Origin of the sequence: Spirosoma endophyticum, assembly GCF_900112365.1 — a bacterium.
Classification (GTDB): Bacteria; Bacteroidota; Bacteroidia; order Cytophagales; family Spirosomataceae; genus Spirosoma; species Spirosoma endophyticum.
On sequence record NZ_FOLQ01000011.1, the window covers coordinates 95,309 to 119,725 of the forward strand.

Consider the following 24,417-nt stretch of genomic DNA (forward strand, 5'->3'; position numbering starts at 1 on the left):
ATTTACCAGATATGAATCATCTCTTCCCTTACATCGAACGGACACTGCTACGTCCGGATATAACGATCAACGAGCAGTATGATACGCTCGATGAAGTGATGCAGCTTGGGTTTGCCGGGTTGACGGTGGCTCCCTTTTGGGTGAAGAAATTCCGGCGCGAACTTGGCGATAGTCATCCAGCTATATTATCCACAGTTGTCGGCTATCCTTATGGTTATCAACGTACTGAAGCTAAACAAACCGAAATCGAATGGGCGCTGAAAGATGGTGCCACTGAGATTGAGGTCGTGTTGAACACCTCAGCGCTGCTCTCGCCTACGTCGGTCTGGTTGAAGATTGAATTTGCTAAACTGGTTACCCTCGCTCACGCGCAGGAGAAGTTTTTTACGGTTATTCTGGAAACAGCCCTGCTCAGTCAGGAACAACTTCAGAACATGATTAAAATCTCAGCCGATGCTGGTGCGGATTTTGTCAAGAACGCTACGGGTGCTCGCCAGCACGGCTTACCGATGCCTGTTTTTTCGCTGGATGAAGCCTTGCAATTCCGCCAATGTGTACCAACTTCGGTGGGTGTTAAGATAGTGGCTAACGGCGCGACGGAGAGCCAGATGGAAGCGTTAGTAGCCGCCGGCGTAGAGCGGTTATCCATAGAACATTTGTAAACGCACTACTTTTTACTCACGTATTTATTGCCTTTCACGTAATACCGGTACGGTAAGTCGGCTCCGTGCGTCAGGCCGATTCGGGTTGTTGTCACCATGTCGAAATCATGGAGTACTGGCCCCCGAATATAAATCTCGCCACTGATCAGGGACGACGCATTGTGCTCCGTTCGGCTGATGCCCATCGCAATTGTCAGTTTGCCGGGACCATTTGCCAGATTTCGCTGACCGTCGGCTGTTTCTGGATCAATGGTATTGTTTCGGTAACGCTCGAAACCCGTCTTAAAGGCTTCATTACGTCGCATTCCCATCAAGTCAAGGCCTTCTGTCGGTTCGAGGGCGCGAATCAGGATGGCTTCGCCCACGCCTTCCGGCCCTGCCACTACGTTGATGCAGTTGTAATGATTGTATATCTGATACACATAGAGGGTTCCCGCTGGCCCGAACATGGCCGCATTGCGTGTAGTTTGTCGACGGTACGCATGACAGGCCGGATCATCCGTAAGATACCCTTCCGTTTCGACAATAATCCCCGCCGTTGTCCCTTCGCGGGATTCATGCACCAGTTCACAACCAAGAAGGAGTTGAGCCAACGTTAGGGTGTCGTGAGATTGGTAAAAATCAATTGCGAGTTTTGCCATTGTACTTGATTCGGACTATCAATTCATTACCCGTGTTCATTCCAGAAAGAGGGATGTTAGGTGTTGTCTGATGGTGAAGGGATTTGTAGGAGGTAAATAAAGCATACTTCGCTGGTACTTGAGCACTTCCTGTTTCTGTACATCTAGCACAAAAAGCTCAAGGCTGCTCGAATACGGTTGAATACTAGCATTTTTTGCACCTATCTTTCCTACTTTGCCTACCTGATAGGGCGTGAATGCCAGCGTTGTAAGCGCTAATGTTGCATTAGCCGCTCGGCTGGCAGCGGCCATATTACTATAATTATTTGTCGTTCGTGCGTGTCCGTCGCTAACAAAAACGGTAACAAACTGAGCACCCTCCTGCTGGAGTTCTTCACAAATTTGCTGGGGTATTTTGACGCGTCGTATTTTACGTCGATTGTATTCAGAATCAAGCCGAACTCTGTAGAGATACGTTCCTAAATCACGGCGCGTTTTTGGTGAGACCGTAATTGGCTGAATGTTCTCGGCTCCTGCCAGATGCTTAGGCAATTGCTCATCTAATATTGTGGCAATCGCATAGTTTAAGGAATCTTTTAGCTCGACTTTGTTTCCTGATCTAATAATGCCCTGATACAAGTAAGGACTTAGTAGAGTCACCTGGTTTTTTTTGTCAGGCTGGTAATCAGGCGAAACAAAATGAAAAGCGTGTTTGGCGCAACTTGATAAGACACAGCTTAATAAGAATACAAAGCAGAGTAAGCGCAGGTGATACATATGACTTAAAGCCAGGAGAATTATTTGCTGCTTGATGGGTTATAAATATATAAACTTGTTTTCCGTTAGAAATCAAATCACATTCATCGTCTGCTCCTTTATCTTCTCCAGTTCATCTTTCATTTGCACCACAAACCGTTGGATGGATGAGTCGTTGGCTTTTGAACCGATCGTGTTGATTTCCCGACCAATTTCCTGCGAAATGAAGTTCAATTTTTTGCCGTTCGCTTCTTCCGTTGCCAGCACTTCCAGGAAATAACTCAGGTGGTTTTTGAGCCGGACTTTTTCTTCCGAAATGTCAAACTTTTCAACGTAGTACATCAACTCCTGCTCGAAGCGGTTGTGGTCGAAGCTTTCGTTATCCAGTAATTCCTTCACGGAGTTACGCATACGGTCGCGCACAGCCGGAATTCGCCGGACGTCCTGTTCTTCGATGTCGGCCAGCCGGTCGGTAATGATCTGGATATACTCCTGAAACTTGCTCTCCAGCACAGCCCCATCCTGCCGACGGAATTCATCGCACCGGCGGAGCGCTTCCTGCACGGCTTGCTGCACCGTCACCCAATCCGATACGTCGGCCGTTGGATCGGCCGATTCGGTGAGGTACGCATTGGGCTGTTGCAGAGCCATTTGCAGCACGTCGCTGTCCGGAATGCTCATGAGCATGGTGTTCGCGGTTTCTTTTATGTCACTCACGTAGCCCATTACCAGTGGCCGGTTAATGGTCACGCCCGGCCGTATGGCGTTCGTGCGGGCAAGGTTCAGCGACAGTTCAACTTTGCCGCGCTCCAGCCGTTGGGTCAGCAAAGCCCGTAGTTCAATTTCCTTATCAGAAAATTGCCGGGGAAGGCGGCAATAAATATCTAAGAACTTAGAGTTCAGGGTTTTAATTTCAGCCGTTACAGACAAGCCAGCGGCCTCTACTGTTGCATTGCCGAAGCCAGTCATTGATTTTAACATAGTTTGTAGTGTTGGGTTTACGGTTTTTAGTTTACGGTTGGCTGTCGCGTCAGCACTTTGCGACAGCCAACCGTAAACCAAAACCGTAAACTATTTAAGGGCTCCTGCTTCCAGTTCTAAATATTCTTTTCGGCTGCGTGCTACGTCGATAGCGGTGTAAATGGCTTGTAGCATAGACGTTTCATCTGCCAGATCTTTCCCCGCAATATCGTAGGCCGTACCATGGTCGGGCGAGGTTCGGACGGCGGGCATGCCAGCGGTGAAATTGACACCTTCCTCAAAGGCAATGGCTTTGAAAGGAATCAGCCCCTGATCGTGATACATGGCCAGAACGGCGTCGAATTTTGCGTAAGCCCTGGTCCCAAAGAACCCATCGGCAGGGTAGGGGCCAAAGACCAACTGACCTTTGTTACGTAGTTCATCGAGGAGCGGTTTAATAATGTCCTGTTCTTCGTTACCCAGCAACCCTTCTTCGCCTGCATGCGGATTTAAGCCCAGGACGGCAATTTTTGGCCGTTCGATGCCGAAATCCTGTTTCAGCGATTGCATCATGAGGGTGATCTTCTGTAGAATGCGCTCCCGCGTAACATTCTGACGGACACGCCCCAGCGGTACGTGACCCGTTACAACTCCTACACGCAAGGTCTGGCTAACCAGAAACATCAGATTGTCCTGAACGCCAAATTCCTGCGCTAAATACTCTGTATGGCCGGGGAATTTGAATTCCTCCGACTGGATGTTGTATTTGTTGATAGGCGCCGTGACGAGGGCATCGATTTTGCCATCTTTGAGATCATCAACCGCCCGCTGTAAACAAGCCAACGCAGCCTGCCCGGCTTCGGCCGTTACCTGCCCCGGTTGAATCTCCTGATTCTGATCAGGCCAGCACGTAATGACATTCGTCAATTTATGGCTGATCTGGCCAATCGTTTGAGCACCGTTCAGGTTCCAGTCTTTCAGGTTGAGCAGATTACGATATCGGTTCAAAATCCGCATGGAACCGTAAATAACCGGCGTGCAAATTTTCTGTAACCGATTGTATTGCAGCGCCTTCAGGATCACCTCGGGGCCAATGCCGTTATAATCGCCGAGCGAAATGCCAATAACAAGCCGGTCGTCACGTAGTTCTGGAACAACGTTTCGGTTCGTAGCGTCAGCAGCGTCCTGAATGCCGGTATCGCGCAGGCCTGATGCCATAGAACTTTGTTCGCGTGACGGATTGCGGGTAGGCGTGCGATCCCGGTCTTGCTGGGGATTATCCCGCTGACGGGCTTCGTTGGGTCGCTGGCCGTTGTTTTGCTGTTTGTCCCGCTGGTTTCTTTGCCGTTGCTCGTCATTCCGGCCACTCGGCTGTCGGTTATCCCGTTGCTTTTGTCCGCTCTGGGCGGACTCACCGCCATTATTGTGATTTTCCGGCTGGGCAGCATCCTGCCGATTGCCAGCCGGTTGATTCGCAGGCGGTTGTTTTGTTGATGGCTGCGTTTCTGGGGCCTGTATGTTACCCGGCCGAGCATCAGGCTTTGGGCCGCTTGCTGGCACATCACGTTGTGGGTTCGGCTCCTCAGGTTGGCGTTGTTCCATGCACTTTTTGTAGTTTCGCCAAAAGTTTAAAATTGTGTAGAATGAAGCGTGAAACGTGCAGAATAATTACTAACTAAGTTTAATAAACCTGTTTATTCTTCACGTTTCACGCTTCGCTTTTCACTGATACAGTCGCAAGTTACGAAAACACTACGGATGTCCCAGAATCAGCCTTCTATTCTCATTGCCGACGAGATGCACTCGTCGCTTTTTGCCATGCTCGATACGGCTGGTTTTACGTATACATATCTCCCAAAAATCACGCGGGCTGAGTTGTTGGCACAATTAGCTCCTTTTGACGGACTCATTATCCGAAGCAAAACCACGGTCGATGAAGAGGTACTACGTCAGGCACCTAGGCTACGTTTTGTTGGCCGGGCCGGGGCCGGACTGGATTTAATTGATCTGGACGCCACCGAACAACGGGCCATACGCGTGTTTCATGCTGGCGAGGGCAACCGCGACGCTGTGGCCGAACACGTAGTAGGGATGTTGCTGGGTTTGCTAGCGAATATTTTAAAAGCGGATCGGGAAGTCCGTCAGGGCATCTGGGACCGTGAAGGAAATCGGGGTTACGAACTTGGTGGTCTGACGGTTGGCCTGGTCGGCTATGGGAATAATGGGCACGCTACAGCTCAACGATTGAGCGGTTTCGGGTGTCGGGTATTAACTTACGATAAATTCCTGACCAACTACGGTGATAGCTATGCTGAAGAAGCCACAATGGGTCAGATTATGGACGATGCTGACGTACTGAGTTTGCACGTCCCGCTAACCGACGATACGCGCATGATGATTAACGATACGTTTATCGAACGATTTAATAAGCCCTTTTATCTGATCAGTGCGGCTCGTGGTGAAATTACGTCGCTGTCGGCTGTTGTGCGGGGATTGGAAAGTGGCAAAATACGCGGGGCTTGTTTAGACGTGCTGGAAAACGAAAAATTAGCGAAACTCACCCCCGAGCAGCAAGCCGATTTTGATTACCTCCGCCAGTCGGATCGCGTCGTACTGACGCCACACATTGCGGGCTGGACGCACGAAAGCTACGTTCGAATCAACGAAGTGCTAGTAAGGCAATTGAAAGAAATTTAGGTTCTTAATGATTCACACAATACTGGGTTGAAACCCGGCGTAATGCAAAAAAATGATTACTGCGCCGGGTTTCAACCCAGTATTATGTAGTACTAATTTGGTATGATCGTAAACGGAGTAGCCGTTATAGTCGTCTCGTTTGTTGCGTTGGTCACGCGCAGGGGGCCAGTCTGGGCATCGGCGGGCACCAGCACCCAGCGTTCGGTATCTGTATTTTTACCATCATCGACAGCCGCGGTGGCTGATCCGGCAAAGACGATCTGGGCATTCAGTAGAAAATCGCCCCGGATAACGACGCGTGTACCAGGCGTTGCTCTTGCCGGAAGAAAATCAGTGACTACCGCCTTCTGAACGACCACCAAAGGCGTTACGGTAGTTGCTGAACCCGCTCGACTCGTAACGACAATCGGGCCGCTGGTGCCATTATCGGGTACGTGAATCAGAAGGTCAGTGCCTTCGGTTCGGCTGGAAATTTGCGCTACTATCCCATTCACACGGACGTCGGTGATGCGATAAAGATTTTTGCCCGATACGGTAAGCTGCTGTCCACGTAGTTGCCTGGCTGGCGTAACGACAATGGCAGAAGGCGCCAGAAAAAAGAAGAAAGGCTCCAGCGACGTAGCCGTTCCACCCACGCTGGTGGCAGAGATAGCTACTGAACCCGAGGAAGTTAGCGCAGGTAGCGTAACGTCAAGCTGGGTGTCGCTCAGTGCCCGAAACGATGCGGTTACACCGCCGATCTGCACAATGGATACGGCCGAAAGGTTGCGACCTTCTATGATCAATTTCTCGCCTGCAACGCCGTCCTGCGCCTGCAGGTGCGTAATGAAGGGCTGCTGGTAAATCTGTAACGTATCGGTACTGGTTGCCACCAGCTTATCAAAAACAGTAACGGTCACCCGTCCCGTTGTGGCATCCGTTGGAACGACGGTACGTATTTCCGTATCCGTCACGTTCGTCAGTGACTGGTTGGGGAATTTTCCATTGACACGTACACCGCCATCTAGTAAATTGACACCTTTAATGACTAATTCCGCTCCCGGTTTTGTTTTCAGAGGGCTTATGCTGGTGATCTGGGGCGTTCCGGCGACAATAAAATCATTGGACGACAAACCACCTTTTGTATTGATGGTTAAAAATCCAGGGCCACGCGCTATATTTTGGGGCACGAGTACCGTGATCTTATTGGCAGAACTATCTTTCAGAACGGCCTCGACATCTTTAATTTTTATTGTTTTGATTTGGTTGAGAAAGTCGCCTGTTATAACGACAGGTGTGCCCGGCAACCCGTTGGTTGGTGTAATTGATGTAACCTCGGGCCCCGGTTGCTGAACGATGAACGGTAAGGGGTCGGACGTTCCCTGATCTGTCTGGACGCGAATTTGCGTGATTCCGGGCGATACGTAAGGTACCTTGATGTTGATTGTTTTATCGTCGTGGCTACTAATCGAAGCCGTCACGGTCGATGTGCCTATACCAAACATGACTACCGGATCGGAACCGAATTGATAGCCTGTCAGGACAATTTCCCTGCCAACAAAAGCCTGCTTAACCGATAAACCAATCAGTTCTGGAGGGTTATTCTTCAGGCGGCAGCCAGATAAACCAAAGACGAAACTAAAGAGGAATAAAAGCGATATAATTGGTTTCATAAGTAGCAACGGCAACTTGCCTCCGGTGCATAATAAGTAAAATTAGTCAATTTCGTCATCTAAAAACCATTTCGTTTGAATGCCTGTTAGGAATAGTATAGAATGAAGAATGTATAATGCAGAATAGGTATGTAATTAATAAAGGTAACCCAGTTACCTTTTGTGAGGCCTTTCGCTTAATTCCTGTGCATTCCTGATTGTTCACGTTTCATTTGGGGCCGCCTGTGCGGTTCATTATACATTGCTCATTATTCATTAATTAAGAATGAACTACCGCAGCCTGAAAGCATCAAAATTGCTGTCTATCACTACGCTTGGCGAACTTAAAGCCGCTGGCTATGAACCCCGCTCAATTAAACAGGAATTGCGGGATAATCTGATTGACCGTATTAAAGAAAAAGAGGTTGTTTTTCCCGGCATCTGGGGCTACGAAGACACGGTTATTCCCGATGTTGAGCGGGCTATCCTGTCCATGCACCACATTAACCTACTAGGGCTTCGTGGGCAGGCTAAAACCCGAATTGCGCGACTGATGATCAATCTGTTAGACGAGTATATTCCGGTGGTGGCTGGGTCTGAACTGAACGACGACCCACTGGAACCCCTTTCCCGTTTTGCGCTCGATTTGATCACCGAAAAAGGCGATCAAACCCCAATCTCGTGGATGCATCGTAATGATCGTTATACCGAAAAACTCGCCACGCCCGACGTATCGGTCGCTGACCTTATCGGCGACGTAGACCCAATCAAAGCGGCTACGCTCAGATTGCCCTATTCTGATGAGCGGACAATTCACTTTGGCCTGATTCCACGTTCGCACCGGTGTATCTTCGTTATTAATGAATTGCCTGATTTACAGGCCCGTATTCAAGTCTCGCTGTTCAATATTTTGCAGGAAGGCGACATTCAGATTCGGGGGTTCAAACTCCGCTTACCGCTCGATATTCAGTTCGTCTTTACGGCCAACCCGGAAGATTATACTAACCGTGGAAGTATTGTAACACCGCTGAAAGACCGTATTGACTCCCAGATTGTGACGCACTATCCGAAATCTATTGAAATCGGCAAGAAGATCACGATGCAGGAAGCCATTATTAAAACGGAACAGAAAGGCATGGTGAAAACCAATGACCTTATTGCGGATCTTATTGAACAGGTGGCGATTGAAGCCCGCGAAAGCGAGTACGTCGATTCGAAAAGTGGTGTTTCGGCCCGGATGACGATTTCAGCCTACGAAAACCTGCTTTCCTCGGCCGAACGCCGGGCGTTGATCAACGGCGAAAAAGAAACGTATGTTCGCATTGCCGACCTCTACGGCGTCGTGCCGGCTATCTGCGGTAAAGTTGAACTGGTCTATGAAGGTGAGGTGGAAGGCCCGGTGATTGTGGCGCAGAATTTGATTGGCAAGGCCATCCGAAATCAGTTTCTAGCCTATTTCCCGAATCCCGAAAAAGCCAAGAAAGACAAGCGTGGCAATCCGTACAAGAAAATTACGGATTGGTTTGGCGATAACAACACGATGGACATCCTGAACGATCTGACCAACCGTGATTACGAAGCCCGGCTGCGTACGATTGATGGTCTCGACGACGTAGTGGATTTCTATCATCCGCGCCTGAGCAAGTCCGAAAAACTGTTCATGATGGAATTTGCCCTGCACGGTCTGGCCGAACATTCGCTGGTCGGGAAAAAAGCAATGGATACCGGTCTGTCGTTCAAAGACCTTCTCGGTTCCATGTTTAATCCTGGCAACAAATTTGGTGAAGAGGAAGAAGAGGACGACGATGATCGGTACTAGAACTAAGGTTGAACAGTAGTTTTTATTCTTGTTTAAGAAAAAGGGAGTTGCTCACAAAGCGCTCCCTTTTTACATCTTTACCAAGTCTATTGAAACAAATTAACCCTCTGGCGCTCTAGGTCGGTTGCTCAGCATGATACGTTAGCAGTGGCAACTCACTCAGGTACAGGGCTATTATCATGTGTCCAAGGCTGTTAAGGTGCACACCGTCGGCCAAAAAATAAGCTTTCTGGCGTGGCACTGCATCGAACGTATCGGCAACGTTAAGACCTGCTTCCAGCGCCGATTCGATAATGAATGAGTTGTTTTTTTTGCGTAGCCATTGGTCGAGCTTATTTAACGTAGGGAATGGGGTTAACACAACGATTTTGTCCTGATAGGCACTCAATAACGTTAACGCTTTGGTAAGCTTATTTCTAAACTGATTCAGAAAGGGAATCTCTCCACCCAACTGATAATACGTGCTCAAAATAGCTGTCTTGATCCCATTTTTAAGCTGTTCCCGCTGTGAGGTATGGGTAGGTTTATGGGAGAAAGTCGCCGTAGCTAACGATTTTGGCAACGTTGAGCGGTATATTGTATTGGCGATACGCTCACTGGATTCTGCCTGAAAAAGCTCGCTGAATCGTTTCCGCCACGATAATTCATAATGTCCCAATTGTAGGATAATCAGATCAGCATCCATTAATTCAGCATGGTATTGACTTATCAAACTGGGGATGTGCTCAACCTTGACCATACTCAGACAGTTAATATGAACCGCTTCATGGGTACTTATTTTCAAGTGGGTTGCCCACTGCTGAACAAAGCCCAGATGTGACTGAACGCCATAATTGTCTACATGGCAGCCGCCGATTACCACTACGTTCATGCTCGAATAAGACTAGTTTGATGAGAAATACGTGTCGAGAACGCATCCTGTTGCAAGACTCTGGTTAAAGTCTGGTTAATCGCTACGTATTTATTTGTTCGTCAAATAGTTAGTCGTTTTTAGAAAGCAGAAAGGAAAGGAAACGGCATAAAAAAAGGGCCGCAGGGCCCCGTAAATAGTTGATACGTTGTTATACAGCCAAAATCTGCATTTAAATTATTGATTGATTCGCAGGTCAACCGTAGTGGTATCATCCTGGCCATCAGTAACCCCGGAGTTGGGTTGGCTATCAGGATCAGATTGATTACTGGCTGAAATCTCGGCAGTCAGGCTAGCCGGATTATTCGTATCGACTCGTACCAGCGCAGTTAGGGTAGCCGACGTACCGAAGCCAACTGAGCTTATGTTGCCCGTGATGGTTTGCCCGGATGCGCTAAATCCATTCCCTGACACGAACGACAAGCCACTCGGAAGAGTAAGCTTAATCGCTACGCCTGTTGCTGTCAAACCTCCTGCGTTATCGACCCGTAGCGTAACCGACATTACGTCACCTACTTTTGGCGTTAGCGTGGAAACGATCATGGCTAAACTTAAATCGGCTTTGGTAGGGTCTGCCGGGGGCTGATTCGAGGCAACGGGTGGTAGAGGAACTTGGTTAGGGTTGGGCGACCTATATACTGTACCGTTGTCGGGAATCGTGCGCAGGTCTACCTGGGCCGCGTCGTCCTGACCATCGCCAGTTCCAGAATTAGGCTGACTGTCGGGATCGGGCTGGTCGCTGGCCGTGATTTGAGCGGCATTGATGTACTGACCCGGCTGGCTTGGTTGCAATTGGTAAGTAGTTGTGCTGGCCTCGCCAGGTGCCAGTGACGCAATCGTAGCATAGACCAGATTAGCTGAAGTTGACACGCCAGCGCCACCCGTAAAGAGCATGGTAGCGGGTAACTGATTTTGCCACGTAACGTTGGCCGTTGGTTCGGGACCATCGTTGGTAATCGTTACGGTATACGCAACCGACTGATCGACAGAGGGTGTTCGGTTGCTAACGCTCATAGACATGCGCAAATCAGCAAAGGGAGCAAACTCATAAGCACCCATGTCGATTCGATTGCTATAGATGCGTGATCCCCCGGCTATATCTATCGCCGATACGCTGGCCGTCGTGCTGGCTGGATCGCCGGTGTTGATAGACGGGCTGTTCCGGAGCAGACGATAGTTGCCATTGGCCGCATCGACGAATAAGGGATCGGCATCAATATTGCCTGTTCCAGCAAACCCACCCCGGACGTTAGAATACGTAATGTTATAGGTGGGCGCTATTCTGTTAGCACCGTTATCGTATGCAAAAGCATCGTATCCGGTGATGCTGTTAAGCAAACGAATGGTTATGTATGATTCATCATAACGCGTACTAAACAAGTCTTTTCCTGAAGCCGCTGTATTATTAGAAAACGTGCAGTTGGTAAAGGTAGGATTCATCTGTGCACTGCCGAAGACAAATAAGGTACTAACCCCTCCATTGGTAATTGCCTGATTACCTGAAAATACACAATTTAAGAAGGTTGGAAACGTAGCAGCTCCGAACGTACTAGTAAACGTAAGGGCCCCTCCTGAAGTAGCCTTATTGTTTTGGAATGAACAAGCATCAAACGAGGGCCTATTATAGCCTGCCGCGAAGGATGCCGTACTACCAAAAGCTCCAGCAGAAGTTGACTCGTTGTCAATAAATTTGCAACTGGAAATAATAGGACTGGATGTGCCACTACTTGCACTGGTGAAAATCCCACCACCTCCTAATGAAGCTTTATTATTTTTGAAAATACAGTTAGTAATTGTCGGGTTACACTGGCTGTTTGTATTGGCTTTATTGTAAAAAGCTCCACCACTTACTGCATAGTTTTTAATAAACAGACAATTTACCACCGTAGGTGAACTGGTGAATGAGGTATTTGTGCTGTAGCTCCCAGTACTGGTTTCATTATAGATTCCTCCGCCAGAATTATGTGGTGCTGTGCTGTCATCGGCATTGCCATCCGTAATGACTAGCCCGTCCAATCGTGTGGTTTCTGCTGCGTCTTTGAAGGAAACGACGTGGTAAATGTTATCGCTGGTTATGTTTGGGTCGCCGATTTCGCCGGTAAGGGTTGTGCTGGATGGTGTAGTTAGATTCCGGCTGTCCAGGGTATATTCAAATCCGCTGAATCCACCATAAACCTGCACACCCGACGGAATTCGGAACGTAGCAGTACGTAGTACCCCTGGTTTATATACTCCGCCCGCTAGCCAGAACTGCGTTCCCGAAGAGGAAGAGGCTAACTGGTTTTGAAGTTGATTGCCTGATAACGCATTGCTCCACGACGAACCGGACTGATTGCCAGCACCAGTCGTCGTTACATAAACAATAGATTGACTATAAGTTGAAAAAGACAGGAGAAACAGAAGAGTAGTAAAAAGGTGCTTCATAAATGTATGTACCAGTGTGAAATGGCCATTAAGTTACGTTCACGAAATCGACTCCCGCACTTTTGTTGATAATATTTCTTGAGAAAAAAGCTGGCTAACTGCTTATTAGTCAGGTTAGATTCATTCCATAATCACCGCGGTGCCATTAGCGCTTACCATCAACATAGCTCCATTCGTACCAATGGTCTGGTAATCTAGATCAACACCGATAATCGCATTGGCACCTAGCCGCGTGGCCTGATCAATCATTTCTTTGAGGGCGATACTTTTGGCTTCACGCAGCGCCTGTACATAAGCGCCCGAATGGCCGCCAACTACATCACGAATCGTAGTGAAGAAATCTTTAACCAGGTTGGCACCAATAATGGCCTCACCGTTGACCAGACCAACATAATTGGCGATCCGTTTACCTTCAATATTGGACGTAGTGGTTATAAGCATATAAGAGAGTTGGAGGGTTAAACAACAATGAGGCATTCTGACTGTAAATTTATACAGTTGTTGGTTTAGTTAAACGCCGTTCATCACATCCCCTTTCCTTATAACTGCTAAAGTGAACGCTTAAGCTGTTGTTTCATCAATATAGCCGGGCTCATCTATAGGAGATTTTCATCTATTATACTTCCTGCTCATCTTCGCTACGGTCCTCTATCAGTCCAAACCAAATTATAGTCAATTCATCCATCAAAAATGACTGCCTGCACAAGTCTGCCTTATTGATGCCCGAATGCCCTGATAGATTTGCATCGTAATCAAAACAACTCAAACAAATACTAAAATGAAAACGATGAATGCAGGACGTTTACTCGCCTGGGGAATGGTTGTAGCAATGCCACTTTGGTTTGGAAGCTGTAAGAAAGATGGTAATGAAACCATTAACCCCGCTCCAAATTCTGTTGAGGGTAACTGGAAAATTTCGGGCATGAAGATAACGGCAGGTAGCAAAACGGTTGATTATCTGGATTATATAAAAACGAATGGGGGAGCAGATGTTGTTGCCTGTCTGACAGATACGAAAATTACGTTTAACAGCAATGCTAAAATAACTGGCACACCTTCGCCTTTGTGCAAATCGGATGGAGCGGATGACTACAATCCCGCAGCCAATAATTCTACCTGGAAAGTGACTGGCAATAAATTAACCATCACCGATGAAGATGGCCTGGAGACCTATGACCTGTCCGTTAATAGTAGCACGATGACCTGGAGTATTCAGGAGCAGGAAGACCTTGATAACGATGGTGTGAAAGATACGCTCACCACAACGATTGAATTCAAGCGGGTGTAATAGATATAGTAAGCTATAAAAAAGCCGTGCCACCGTTCAAAAAGGTGGCACGGCTTTTTACAGGTTACTATATCTCTAAGGAAGACAATCGGCTAATGTTCTGATGTACAGATCAAGATAGCTGTTCAGGTCTCGACTTCGGTATTGTAGAATGTAGCGCGGGTGATCGAGCGTGACGATACGGTCAAAGAAACCTTGTTGGTCATTCAGTCGGCGGAGGTACGTTTCATTCTTTCGGCCCAGGCAAACTGCTACGTGTCGACTTGCACCAAAGTCAAGTTGCGTTCGGACGGTGTCGGTAATGGCCGGCCAGAGGGCTTCGGTTGTGAAGCGGTCGTCGTAGAAGTTGTAGTTTTTTCCCTCTTTGGTTAGCGCCAGCGGAAACAAAGACGTTAGAAAAAACTGCTTATAAAATTCCTGAGCGCCACCAAATGCATCGACAACCTGATAAATGAACCGACTCGATAATTCGGGCGTATCGCGCAGGACGTTTTCAATGCCGCAATACCGACGCAGATTCTGGGGTGTCGTGAACGAAATACCCGTTACGCCCGCGCCAAAACGCCCCGGATTGATGCCCAGCATAAACACCCGAGGGTTGGTATCAAGAAAAAACTTCGTGTAAAATTCCTGAACAATTCGCACTACGTCCGGCTGTTGATATGGATTTATAACGTCAACACCTGGCGGCAACGTAGTAGGAGCGGAGAGGTGATTGTAATAGGCAATGGCTTTATCCGCAAACGTGGTCATCGGTGAGAAAAATAGGTGTAACAGATCAACGACAGTTCGCCAATAATGCGCTCGGCTTCGGGAGTTGGAACGCCTTCGACAAAAACTGATAACAGAAACGGTTCTTTTGCGTACACAATTCCCACATCGCCCCGAACGTATGTTAACGTACCGGTTTTATGGGCTACTACCGTTCCTTTGGGCAATAGCCGGGAGATGGTCAGCGGACCAGGCACCTGCTTCAGAACGTCAATCATTTCCAGGCAGAGTTTAGGCGTAGCCACCTGATTTCGGTAAATCTTTTCCACGAGTGTGCTCATCTCCTGCGCGGTAACGTAGTTCTCACGGCCTTCTCGGGCGGCCAGCGTATCCATCATGATCCGGTTGAGCTGACTTTGTTTCAACCCAATTGTTCGTATTCGCTGATTGATAGCGTCGCGGCTCAGGAGATTTATGAAAATATTCGTAGCGGTATTGTCACTTTCAATCATCATCAGCCGAAGCAACTCGCGGTAGCTCACACGGCTTTGGTCTGGATAGTTTTGCAGTACGCCTGATCCACCTACTTTATCGGAAGCTTTCAGGAAGTAAATTTTATCCAGATTCAGCGTTCCTGCCTTCACCCGTTCCATCGCTTCGAGCATAATGGGCAGCTTAATAACACTGGCCGATGGAACGCGCTCGTCGGCGCGGTATTTGAACGCTACGTTGTTGTCAGAGAGGGATTTAACCGATAGACTCACTCGCGCACTCGCTGGTAGACCGTGTAAATAAGTCGTTAGCGAATCCGACAGCAATTGGCCCCGTGCAGTGATTGTCATGCTCAGAAGCAAAAATAAAGTCGGGACTGTTGCCCCGACTTTGTATAGGAATTTTGGCTGCATATTATTTACTGCCTACTTGATATTCTTCCGCCGGTTCCGCTGGAAATCTTCAAACATCATGTTACCTAAGCCCTGCAAACCACTGTAGTAAGCCCGGCCATTATTGACTTTCGTAAATTCCTGCACGAACTGCTTCAAATACGGGTCAGACGCAATCATGAACGTAGTGATCGGAATCTCCAGCCGACGGGCTTGCGCAGCGAGCGTCAACGTTTTGCTCACTACTTTGCGATCCAGCCCGAATGAGTTTTTGTAGTATTTAATACCTTCTTTCAAACAGGTCGGTTTCCCGTCCGTGATCATGAAAATCTGTTTGTTTTTGTTCTTCCGCCGACGTAGCAGATCCATCGCCAGTTCCAGACCCGCTACGGTATTGGTGTGATACGGTCCAACTTCCAGATACGGCAAATCTTTAGCCTGAATCTGCCAGGCATCATTGCCAAATACCACAATGTCGAGCGTGTCTTTCGGGTACTTGATTTTGATCAGTTCGACCAGTGCCAGCGCCACTTTTTTAGCGGGGGTAATGCGGTCTTCGCCATACAAAATCATCGAGTGGCTGATGTCGATCATAAGCACCGTCGATGTCTGGGTTTTCTGCTCTTTCTGCGTTACTTCCAGATCGCGCTCCATGAGCGTGAAATCTTCCACGCCACTGTTGATCTGCGCGTTGCGAATAGATTCGGTCATGGAAATTTGCTCCAGCGAATCGCCAAACTGATACGTTCGGACGTCGCTGCTCAGTTCGTCGCCCGTGCCCGTATAAGGCGTTTGGTGATTACCGCCTGATTTAGAGCGTTCAAGTTTGCCGAAAATTTCTTCGAGTGCCGATCGCCGGATCGTTTGTTCGCTTTTAGGCGTCATCACGATCTTGCCTTCCTGATTTTCTTCGGTCAGGTAACCTTTTTCTTTGAGGTCGTCGAAGAAGTTGCCAATGCCGTATTTATCGTCGGTCAGGCCATATTGCCGGTCGAGCTGACTCATCCACGACATAGCCTGTTCTACATCGCCGGAGGTTAGCAGCAACAGTTGCTGAAAAATGTTGAGCAGTTTATCGAAATTGCTGCCTTCTTTCTGTTCGGGCGGTACGTAATCAGAGAATTGAAAGCCTTTCATGCGTAAAGTCGTTAGTAGTCAGTCGTTGGTCGTCGAATACCGAAAATAGGCCCCAGACAGTTTCTGGGTATGTCGAAAGAACAGTGTGTTTCGCGGATTTGTTCGCCTGATTGAGTGGTTCCCCCATTCAGTGAACTGCCCGCGAGAAATACTTTACTTTTTCGCAATCGGTAACCGCACCATCGATGGATACTGTGCCGAATGAAATACCTGATTGTGAGCAATTACGCCCTTCGATTCGCTGTAATTATCTCCTCCGGTATTCATATTACGGTCGAAACGCGGGAAGTTACTGCTCGATATTTCGACGCGAATGCTGTGGCCCGGTGCGAAAAAATTACTCGTTGCCATTGGGCTCAAGGTGAGTTTATACACTTTTCCTTTGTCCATCCAGACTTCTTTGTCGAAGCCATCGCGGTAGCGGGCACGGAGAATCGTTTCATCCAGATTATATGCTTTTCCATCGGGATAAACATCAATCAGTTTCACCGTAAAATCCGTGTCTTTCGCGTCAGATGCTACGTAGAGCGTCGTCTCAATTGACCCCGTTAGTTCGACTCCGCTGGCAAAGGGTTCGGTGGTGTATACCAGAATATCCTGCCGGGTTTCCATCTGGTGCTGGTCAAAAGCCCCACCCTGCACCGCCGTTCCCGTACAGCAGACGTTGCCCCCATACGACGGGACCGGAAAGGCCGGATCATAAGCGAACGCATCGGGTTTTTCGTCTTTGCCCAATGCCTTTGTCGTAAGTTTCCCGTCGCCATAAAGACTGTTGGCTCCTCCAGCACTCGAGAGGTAGTACGTCGTCATTTCGGACGTAGCGGGGGGCCAGGCGTCTGATGTCTGCCACTTATTGGAGCCCATCGTGTAGTATTTGACGCGGGGCATGTTTTTTACTACGTCGTTGTTCTCGCCCTTGAGCCAGAAATCAAACCAACCGTAGGTCATAGCGTCGTAGTCCAGTCGGGCATCGCCAACGCTACGTTCCCCTACGATGGTATTTTCAGTCGCGCGTTTGTAGGCGCAGTGCAACGTAGGGGCAATGACCAGAAACTGGTTGTCACGCACCTGTGCATCGACCCCATTTTTGCGAACGTGATTGAACAGGGCGAGATTGGGGCCGGTCGATACGTCGTACCAGGATGCAAACCAGTAACTGGGCACGCCGAAGGGCATATTGTCGTGATATAATCCACCTTTATACCACGCCGGATCATTCGGTTTGCGGACGATCATTTTCTCGTAAATTCCTTTCTGCCCGTTGGCGTTTTTGATGATGTCCTGCACGGGCAGGTAGCGCAATCCCTGCGCCCAATCGACTTTGGGCATTTCGGGGGCCAGGTCGTAAAAGCGTGACACACGAGCCAGATCTTCGCTGGTCGCCGTTTTTTGAAAAAGCGGCCGGGCAAACGCATCGACTTGAGTGCCGTATAGCCAGGCCGTAAAGAGCATCTGTTGCGCACCACCCCGGTACCAGTTGCCTTGTTCCATAAACGGACCAACGCGACCAACGCCCGCGCCAAATCCCATCGGCACCATCGCGGCATGGGCCGGGTGATCCAGCGCGGCTACGGCCATTTGCCATTCGGCGGTTGACGAGCAGCCTAGTGTTCCTATCTTGCCATTCGACCACGGCTGTTTGGTCATCCACGAAAAGGCGTCATAACCATCGGTAGTTGGTGGCCCGAGAATGTCCCAATCGCCTTCTGAGAAAAACTTACCACGCTCATTTTGGACAACGTAGGCATAACCGTGTTTTACCGCATCGAGAGCACCCTGGTAAGAGTTTTGACGTTGCTCGCCGTCGCCCCAGCCATTGAAATTATAGGGCGTTTTTGAGAAAATGATCGGGACTTTTTTGTCCGTTTTGGGGCGATAAATATCCGTTGCCAGCCGAACGCCATCACGCATGGGCATCATGACTTTCTGCTCGATAATGGCGATTTCCTGTAGCTTCTTGAAAAGATCATCCTGAGCGTGTGCATACTGAGTAAAGCACAAGACGATGGCAACTGCCAGCCTTGCGAAAGAGGAGCGGTGTTTCATTACCAGATTTAGTAGGGATGAGATGAGAAGCAGTGAATTAGCAAATTTATAGGCATAAAACAAAGCAGACGCACCTGGCCAGGTGCGTCTGCTTTGTGGATACGTAGTAGTAATGTGTTTGAAAAACTACCGGGTGCCTACATTGGAACCGGCCGCGTACCATAGGTTGGCAAGCGCTTTCTGGTGTTTGGAACGTAGCTCCTCTAGTTTTATCAGTAAATCAATAAGTTTGGTTTCCCGGCTATTGACCAGAAACAACGAACTCTCGCCCAATTGAAACTTGCTTACTTCTGCCTGAACCAGGGTCTGCTGGTTCGCTGCCGTCTGCTGTTGTGTAATAATCTGTTTTTCAAGGGTTGCCAATTCATTCCAGGATCGCTGTACTTCGTTAACAATGTCGCGCCCGGTCTGTTGCCGTTCCAGACCTATCTGTTGATTCTTGAATTGCACCTGTCGAAGTTTTCCCCGTTCAGCGCGAAGAAACAGTGGAAAGGCCAGATCGACGCCGATCTTATGATTGTCGGTCTGAAAACCGTAGGAATTCGATCCGTCAAAAGCGGCATCCGACAGGGGGCCCCGGCTCAACAAACTGGCCTCAACGCTCACCTTCGGTAGTAATAATGCCCGTCGGTAACGTTCTTCGATAGTTAATTGCTGCTGTTTGTTAACCAGTTTAACCAGATCCGGATGTTGTTGGGCGGCTCGACTAAGCAAATCCTGAAGCTGCATCTGACTGGTCTGATCGGGGGGGGCGGCCTGCGGAATAACCGTCAGTGGCAGATCAACGGGCTGAGGAGCAGCGCCGTCCTGACTACTCCACAGAAATGTGCTCAGGTTGAGCCGGGCGTTTTGCAGATCGACAGCCGCCTGTTGAAACTGCACCAGTCGGTCCTGAGCTGTAATCAGAGCTTCGGTTGTATCGATTGGAGCCGCGTCGCCAATCAGCGCCCGTTGCCGAACAGCCACAAAACGCGTCTGAGCCAACTGATACCCCTGTCCAATCCAGCGGAACTGCTGATATCCCAGATACCAGTCCCAGTACGCTTTGGCAGCATCGAGAATCGTTTTGTTGATCAGCGAAATTCGATCGGCATCGGCCAGGTTAACGGCCAGTTGAGCCTGCCGTAACGTATTTCGGCGTGCATCAATGAGCAACCCCTGCGTGACGGGTACGCTTAGTCCCAGCGCAATCAGGCCCGTAGGCGGTACGTTGTTTTCCGGATTCAGGTATTTTCCGGTGTTGCGGTCATATGACATTTTTACGTCAAGACCACCCGGTAAAACAGGCACAGACAGCCCCGACTGCCATTTGTCGTAGTATAACGTATTGCCAAAATTCTTCCGGTTATAAGTCGAAAATAACTTGGGATCAAACGCGCCACGGGCCTGCTGGACCTGCGCCTGCGCTTCCAGGTTCAACAAAGCCGCCTGTTTTACAATTGGATTGTGCCGCAAAACGGCCTGGTAAAATTCCTGGGCAGTAAATACAATGCCCGTATCTGGTAAGGCCACCCCCGCCGGAGGAGTCAACGACCTGGTCGCTTCACCGGTCGATGTTTCCGACGTAGCAATGGCTGTCCGGGATAAAACGTCGGATGAGACCGGAACCGCTGGCTGTTGGGGAACAGCAGGGGTAATCGGAAGCGTTTGCCCCAGTGCCGATTCTACCCAAAGCAACATGCTTACGAGGCAGAGAAGAAAAACGAAAGACTTCATATTTTTTCCGGCTTCGCAGGTTCCTGTTTTAAACTCGGTGGAAATCCGTTAAGCTGTCGCCATAGTTCATACCAGATCGGCACATCGTCGAGCATGACCCAGCCCGCTACGCCCGAACCCACGCGCAACAATTCGGGCCAGGGCTGATCACCGGGGAGTGCATCGGGCGTAACCAGGAGCCGGTACTGACCATTTGTGCTGCTCACCGCGTCGATAACCGCTACTTTTCCTCCGAACGTACCGACTGCCACCGCAGGCCAGCCCGAGAACTGAATGGCAGGCCAGCCATCGAACTGGATACGTACCCGGCGTCCGCGCTGAATAAGCGGTACGTCCATAGCGCGAACGAATAACTCTACCGCAATGGTCGGATTAGCGGGTTGTAGCGTGGCGATGGCTTCGCCTTCTTTAATGGTTTCGCCGATACCCGCTTTTAGAGATCGCACGACAAAACCGCTCTGCGGAGCCCGCACGACATACATGCTGCGCCTGACGTTTACATTGCTGATTTTGTTGCGCATAACGGCGATTTCATTGTTTGCACTCGCCTTACTCGATAAGGCTGAACTTCGGTCGGATAACGTTTTGGCAATTTCCTGCTCGTATTTTGCCTGAATTGACTCCAGATCGAGTCGGGCGTTGGCCAGGCTCTGCCGCGTTACGTTCAGTTTATTTTCCTGTACAACGACTTTGGCATAATCCTGCTGGATGGTAAGCCGTCGGGATTCGAGGTCGGTTAACGAAAATAATCCATCCCGGTAGCCTTTTTCGTACCGTTCGAGCCGATCAACGGCAATCTGGTAGTTCCGCCGGACGGCGGTCAGATCGGCGCTGTCGATACGTACCTGCAATAGACTCTGGCGAACCCGGTTTCTGGCTTCGGCCAAATCTACTTTTACGCCCACGCTTAATGCCTGAATCTGGCTGTCGAGTGCCTGAATCTTGGCGTCTGTGGCCAGCCGGGTTCCTTGTTTGGCATCCAACTGTTCACCAAGACGCTGAGGCAGGTTTGGATCGAAATATTCGTCCTTGATTTCAGAAATAACCAGCAACGTATCACCCTTTTTGACAAACTGGCCTTCGCGAACGGACCAGCGTTCAATCCGACCCGCAATGGCATTCTGGAGCGTTTGTGGGCGGTCCTGTGGGGTCAAAGCGGTTACGCTGCCAAAACCGTTGATGTTCTGACGCCAGGGCAGGAACAGAATCACGATAGTCAGAAAAAGAAAAAAGAGCATCCAGCGGCCAAGTCGGCGACTACTGCGGGGATGCGGCAGTTCCTGTAACGTTTTAAGCGGATATTCGGCGAACATCTGCTCATCAATCTGCTGATTCGATAAATTAAGCATGTGTTGCGGTATCAGTTTCTATTGGTAAATCAGTCACGGTGCCAATTTTTTCGACACCGGCCAGCATATCAAATATTGTGTCTACACTGGATGTCAGCTTATCAACAGCACCCGTAATAAGGACAATGACAAATTCTGAGGCAACGAACTGCCCAAGCGACATTTGCCGACTAACAACCAGCGACGTACCCAGGATCAGCAAACCACCCGTAACCAGCGACCTAAAGGCGACGGAACTATAGAAGAAGCGTTTCAGGACCGCAAAATGGTCATTTCGATGGCTTATGTAGTTGGCTAACCGATAATCAATCTGGTCGATAGGATTCTGCGTGCCTGCTGTCGAGCGGTTTTCAGACAAGTCTCTCGAATACTTTTCGAGCCAGTCGACCACTTTGTATTTATCGCTCGATTCTTTGATGCTGGTACGTGTTCCCTCCGGACCGAATAGCCGGATGACTCCATAAATAACCAGCAGCACAACAAAACCAAAGCCAAGAAAGACCGGGTGGTAGAACGAAAGCAGAATGATACCAAAGAGAATTTGCACCGCGGCCGCCGGGAGATCAATCAGGACCTTCGTCATGCCTTTTTGGAGGGTTACTACGTCGAAGAACCGATTCATCAACTCGGGCGGATAATAATCCGCCATAGCCTCCGGTTCGATGCGGGGCAGCCGGTATGTAAACTCAAAAGCCGCTTTGACAAAAAGACGTTGCTGAATGATTTCAACCAGCGTAAATTGAACAATAGTGAGCAGGCCACCAGCCAGAACGCCAACGATAACCAGTCCGATCATTACATAGACCGAACTGAAGAGCATGCCGCTGGAGACTAAATTGAAAACAGCCTGAATGCCCAGTGGAAGGGTAAGTCCAATAAGACCCGTAATAATGGCGAACAGAAGGATATAGACAATATCTTTCCGTTCGGTTCCCAGTAGCCGTAGCAGTCGCTGTAAAGGCGACGGTGGTGGCTGCAGGTTTGTACTAACCGCCATAATGATCGTAAATGTTGAGATTAAAAAGGCATTAAAAGCCTATTAATAACAACGCAATGATCAGCCGTTTGGTTTAGCACGATTAGAGGAAGGAATTGTCAGGATGGTTGAAGTTTAACGTTTTAACATACTTTAACTTCACAACTGCGCCAGCAAATACAGCACGGCCATACGTACCGCAACGCCGTTTTCGACCTGATCCAGAATGATAAAGTAGGAGGAAAATAGAAAGAAGATAGAGAGTTTACAGCTGTGTCAAGCTGCCCGAACTTCAATCAAAGTTGTCATGGTTTTGGGCATCGGCAACACCATTCCTGTTTCACGGGCCTCTTCCAGATACAATTCTATTGCTGATTTAATGTTTGCCTTCACTTCATCAAGCGTGTCACCTACCGTAAAGCAGACGGGCAGATCAGGTACATAGGCTGAATAGCCGCCACCTTCTGTTTCCTCAATAATAACAACGTATTGCATAGTGAAATGGCTTCTTAATTATTGCTTTAAACCAGCTTGCTTTAATATTGATTGCTCTGTTCCCGGTTTGAGTTCTTTGTTCAACCCATGATCAGGAACGACTGCAATTCCGGGCTTTGTTGGATGCCGATAAATACGATGGCTACCACTTTGCCGTTTCAAATACCATCCATCTTCCTCTAAAAGCTTGATGACCTCTCTTACTTTCATTGCCATAAGCCGAAGACAGAATAAAGTTACGAATAAAAAATCAATCAATTTAGGCTCACAACTGCGCTAGCAGATACAGCACAGCCATACGTACAGCAACGCCGTTTTCGACCTGATCCAGAATGATTGAGTGAGATGAATCGGCCGCGTCGGAGGTCAGTTCGACGCCCCGGTTGATAGGACCGGGGTGCATGAGCACAATGGGCCGGTCGAGTTCGTCGAGCATCTGTTTGGAGATGCCGAAGTAGAGCGAATATTCACGTAGCGACGGGAAGTATTTGATCTGCTGCCGCTCCAGCTGAATACGTAGTACGTTCGCAACGTCGCACCAGGCCAGAGCTGCCCGTACGTCGTGGCCGACTTTCACGCCGAGAGCTTCAATGTGCTTGGGGATGAGGGTTTTGGGTCCGCAAACCATTACTTCCGCTCCTTGTTTTTGCAGACAGAAAATGTTGGAAAGTGCCACTCGGGAATGCGTAATGTCGCCAATAATAGCGATACGTTTGCCCGCTACGTCACCGAGTTTTTCGCGGATGGAAAACGAGTCGAGCAGGGCTTGAGTGGGGTGCTCGTGCGTACCGTCGCCCGCATTCACTACGTTGGCTTTGATGTGTTTGGTCAGATAGTGCGGAGCACCGGGGCTGCTGTGCCGCATCACCACCATATCGACCTTCATGGCCAGAATATTATTGACCGTATCCAGCAGCGTTTCGCCTTTTTTGACGGAACTGCCCGACGCCGAAAAATTGACCACATCGGCCGATAACCGTTTCTCCGCTAGCTCAAACGAGAGCCGGGTGCGGGTTGAGTTCTCAAAAAAAACGTTGGCAATAGTCACGTCACGAAGCGACGGGACTTTCTTGATGGGGCGGTTAATAACTTCCTTGAATTGCCCGGCTGTGTCCAGAATGAGTTGGATGTCAGACTCGGTCAGGTCTTTAATACCCACCAAATGGCGGACACTGAGGGATTGGGCCATGAGAGCAGTATACCTATAAATTAGCCAAAGATAGGGCTATACACGTAAAAACAACGCTGGTCTTTGCAGACCTTATAGGTTTTTAAAGGCTGGAATAAAGTTCCGACATCAGGTTAATGGCTTGGTTTATAACGGATAAATTGACTT

22 protein-coding genes are annotated in these 24,417 nt (G+C 49.0%); 4 read left to right on the forward strand and 18 right to left on the reverse strand.

The window, feature by feature from the left end; all coding sequences use genetic code 11:
- Nucleotides 1-11 precede the first annotated feature (11 nt).
- Nucleotides 12-662, forward strand: coding sequence for a hypothetical protein (locus tag BM202_RS23505; RefSeq protein ID WP_093830734.1), 651 nt, complete (start codon nucleotides 12-14; stop codon nucleotides 660-662).
- A gap of 5 nt (nucleotides 663-667) precedes the next feature.
- On the opposite strand, the gene BM202_RS23510 is transcribed toward BM202_RS23505, so the two are convergent.
- The 4 genes from BM202_RS23510 to pdxA all read right to left on the reverse strand — a co-directional run bounded on the left by BM202_RS23510 (nucleotide 668) and on the right by pdxA (nucleotide 4,600).
- On the reverse strand, nucleotides 668-1,303 hold the full coding sequence (locus tag BM202_RS23510; RefSeq protein WP_093830736.1) for a DNA-3-methyladenine glycosylase: 636 nt from the start codon (nucleotides 1,301-1,303) through the stop codon (nucleotides 668-670).
- A gap of 36 nt (nucleotides 1,304-1,339) precedes the next feature.
- On the reverse strand, nucleotides 1,340-1,942 hold the full coding sequence (locus tag BM202_RS23515) for a hypothetical protein (protein WP_143100736.1): 603 nt from the start codon (nucleotides 1,940-1,942) through the stop codon (nucleotides 1,340-1,342).
- Between the two features lie 189 nt (nucleotides 1,943-2,131).
- A complete protein-coding gene (locus BM202_RS23520; protein WP_093830927.1) occupies nucleotides 2,132-3,019 on the reverse strand; it encodes a YicC/YloC family endoribonuclease in 888 nt (295 codons plus the stop codon).
- Nucleotides 3,020-3,109: 90 nt separating this feature from the next.
- Nucleotides 3,110-4,600, reverse strand: a complete 1,491-nt coding sequence (gene pdxA / locus BM202_RS23525) for a 4-hydroxythreonine-4-phosphate dehydrogenase PdxA (RefSeq protein ID WP_093830740.1) — start codon at nucleotides 4,598-4,600, stop codon at nucleotides 3,110-3,112.
- 156 nt (nucleotides 4,601-4,756) lie between these two features.
- Here pdxA and BM202_RS23530 point away from each other — a divergent pair, with 156 nt between their 5' ends.
- A complete protein-coding gene (locus BM202_RS23530) occupies nucleotides 4,757-5,695 on the forward strand; it encodes an NAD(P)-dependent oxidoreductase (protein WP_093830742.1) in 939 nt (312 codons plus the stop codon).
- A 92-nt stretch (nucleotides 5,696-5,787) separates the two neighbouring features.
- On the opposite strand, the gene BM202_RS23535 is transcribed toward BM202_RS23530, so the two are convergent.
- On the reverse strand, nucleotides 5,788-7,347 hold the full coding sequence (locus tag BM202_RS23535; RefSeq protein ID WP_093830744.1) for an IPT/TIG domain-containing protein: 1,560 nt from the start codon (nucleotides 7,345-7,347) through the stop codon (nucleotides 5,788-5,790).
- A 265-nt stretch (nucleotides 7,348-7,612) separates the two neighbouring features.
- Between BM202_RS23535 and BM202_RS23540 the strand changes: the two genes are divergently transcribed.
- On the forward strand, nucleotides 7,613-9,145 hold the full coding sequence (locus BM202_RS23540; protein WP_093830745.1) for a P-loop NTPase family protein: 1,533 nt from the start codon (nucleotides 7,613-7,615) through the stop codon (nucleotides 9,143-9,145).
- 115 nt (nucleotides 9,146-9,260) lie between these two features.
- Here the strand turns inward: BM202_RS23540 and BM202_RS23545 are convergent, their stop codons facing one another.
- The 3 genes from BM202_RS23545 to BM202_RS23555 all read right to left on the reverse strand — a co-directional run bounded on the left by BM202_RS23545 (nucleotide 9,261) and on the right by BM202_RS23555 (nucleotide 12,920).
- Nucleotides 9,261-10,016, reverse strand: a complete 756-nt coding sequence (locus BM202_RS23545) for an SGNH/GDSL hydrolase family protein (protein ID WP_093830747.1) — start codon at nucleotides 10,014-10,016, stop codon at nucleotides 9,261-9,263.
- A gap of 216 nt (nucleotides 10,017-10,232) precedes the next feature.
- On the reverse strand, nucleotides 10,233-12,479 hold the full coding sequence (locus BM202_RS23550) for a choice-of-anchor Q domain-containing protein (protein WP_093830749.1): 2,247 nt from the start codon (nucleotides 12,477-12,479) through the stop codon (nucleotides 10,233-10,235).
- A 120-nt stretch (nucleotides 12,480-12,599) separates the two neighbouring features.
- Nucleotides 12,600-12,920 (reverse strand): heavy metal-binding domain-containing protein, encoded by a 321-nt coding sequence (locus tag BM202_RS23555; RefSeq protein ID WP_093830751.1) that lies wholly within the window; start codon nucleotides 12,918-12,920, stop codon nucleotides 12,600-12,602.
- A 337-nt stretch (nucleotides 12,921-13,257) separates the two neighbouring features.
- Between BM202_RS23555 and BM202_RS23560 the strand changes: the two genes are divergently transcribed.
- A complete protein-coding gene (locus tag BM202_RS23560) occupies nucleotides 13,258-13,767 on the forward strand; it encodes a lipocalin-like domain-containing protein (protein ID WP_093830753.1) in 510 nt (169 codons plus the stop codon).
- Nucleotides 13,768-13,842: 75 nt separating this feature from the next.
- Here BM202_RS23560 and BM202_RS23565 read toward each other — a convergent pair whose 3' ends face one another.
- The 10 genes from BM202_RS23565 to BM202_RS23610 form a co-directional block, all read right to left on the reverse strand.
- Nucleotides 13,843-14,520 carry a uracil-DNA glycosylase family protein gene (locus BM202_RS23565; RefSeq protein ID WP_093830755.1) on the reverse strand — a complete coding sequence of 226 codons (678 nt, stop codon included), beginning with the start codon at nucleotides 14,518-14,520 and terminating at the stop codon, nucleotides 13,843-13,845.
- Nucleotides 14,517-15,320, reverse strand: a complete 804-nt coding sequence (locus BM202_RS23570) for a serine hydrolase (protein ID WP_093830757.1) — start codon at nucleotides 15,318-15,320, stop codon at nucleotides 14,517-14,519. The genes BM202_RS23565 and BM202_RS23570 overlap by 4 nt, the downstream gene beginning before the upstream one ends.
- A 75-nt stretch (nucleotides 15,321-15,395) precedes the next feature.
- Nucleotides 15,396-16,499, reverse strand: a complete 1,104-nt coding sequence (locus BM202_RS23575) for a vWA domain-containing protein (RefSeq protein WP_093830759.1) — start codon at nucleotides 16,497-16,499, stop codon at nucleotides 15,396-15,398.
- Between the two features lie 153 nt (nucleotides 16,500-16,652).
- Nucleotides 16,653-18,545 (reverse strand): CocE/NonD family hydrolase, encoded by a 1,893-nt coding sequence (locus BM202_RS23580; protein WP_093830761.1) that lies wholly within the window; start codon nucleotides 18,543-18,545, stop codon nucleotides 16,653-16,655.
- A gap of 126 nt (nucleotides 18,546-18,671) precedes the next feature.
- Entirely contained in the window at nucleotides 18,672-20,261 is a 1,590-nt protein-coding gene (locus BM202_RS23585) for a TolC family protein (RefSeq protein WP_245776754.1), read from the reverse strand.
- Nucleotides 20,258-21,610, reverse strand: a complete 1,353-nt coding sequence (locus tag BM202_RS23590; RefSeq protein ID WP_093830765.1) for an HlyD family secretion protein — start codon at nucleotides 21,608-21,610, stop codon at nucleotides 20,258-20,260. The genes BM202_RS23585 and BM202_RS23590 overlap by 4 nt, the downstream gene beginning before the upstream one ends.
- Nucleotides 21,603-22,607, reverse strand: a complete 1,005-nt coding sequence (locus BM202_RS23595; protein ID WP_093830767.1) for an ABC transporter transmembrane domain-containing protein — start codon at nucleotides 22,605-22,607, stop codon at nucleotides 21,603-21,605. The genes BM202_RS23590 and BM202_RS23595 overlap by 8 nt, the downstream gene beginning before the upstream one ends.
- Nucleotides 22,608-22,862: 255 nt before the next feature.
- Nucleotides 22,863-23,081, reverse strand: coding sequence for a type II toxin-antitoxin system HicB family antitoxin (locus BM202_RS23600; protein WP_093830769.1), 219 nt, complete (start codon nucleotides 23,079-23,081; stop codon nucleotides 22,863-22,865).
- 18 nt (nucleotides 23,082-23,099) lie between these two features.
- Nucleotides 23,100-23,297 (reverse strand): type II toxin-antitoxin system HicA family toxin, encoded by a 198-nt coding sequence (locus tag BM202_RS23605; protein ID WP_317039713.1) that lies wholly within the window; start codon nucleotides 23,295-23,297, stop codon nucleotides 23,100-23,102.
- 49 nt (nucleotides 23,298-23,346) lie between these two features.
- Complete coding sequence (locus tag BM202_RS23610) at nucleotides 23,347-24,270, reverse strand: aspartate carbamoyltransferase catalytic subunit (protein ID WP_093830771.1); 924 nt, start codon at nucleotides 24,268-24,270, stop codon at nucleotides 23,347-23,349.
- Nucleotides 24,271-24,417 lie beyond the last annotated feature (147 nt).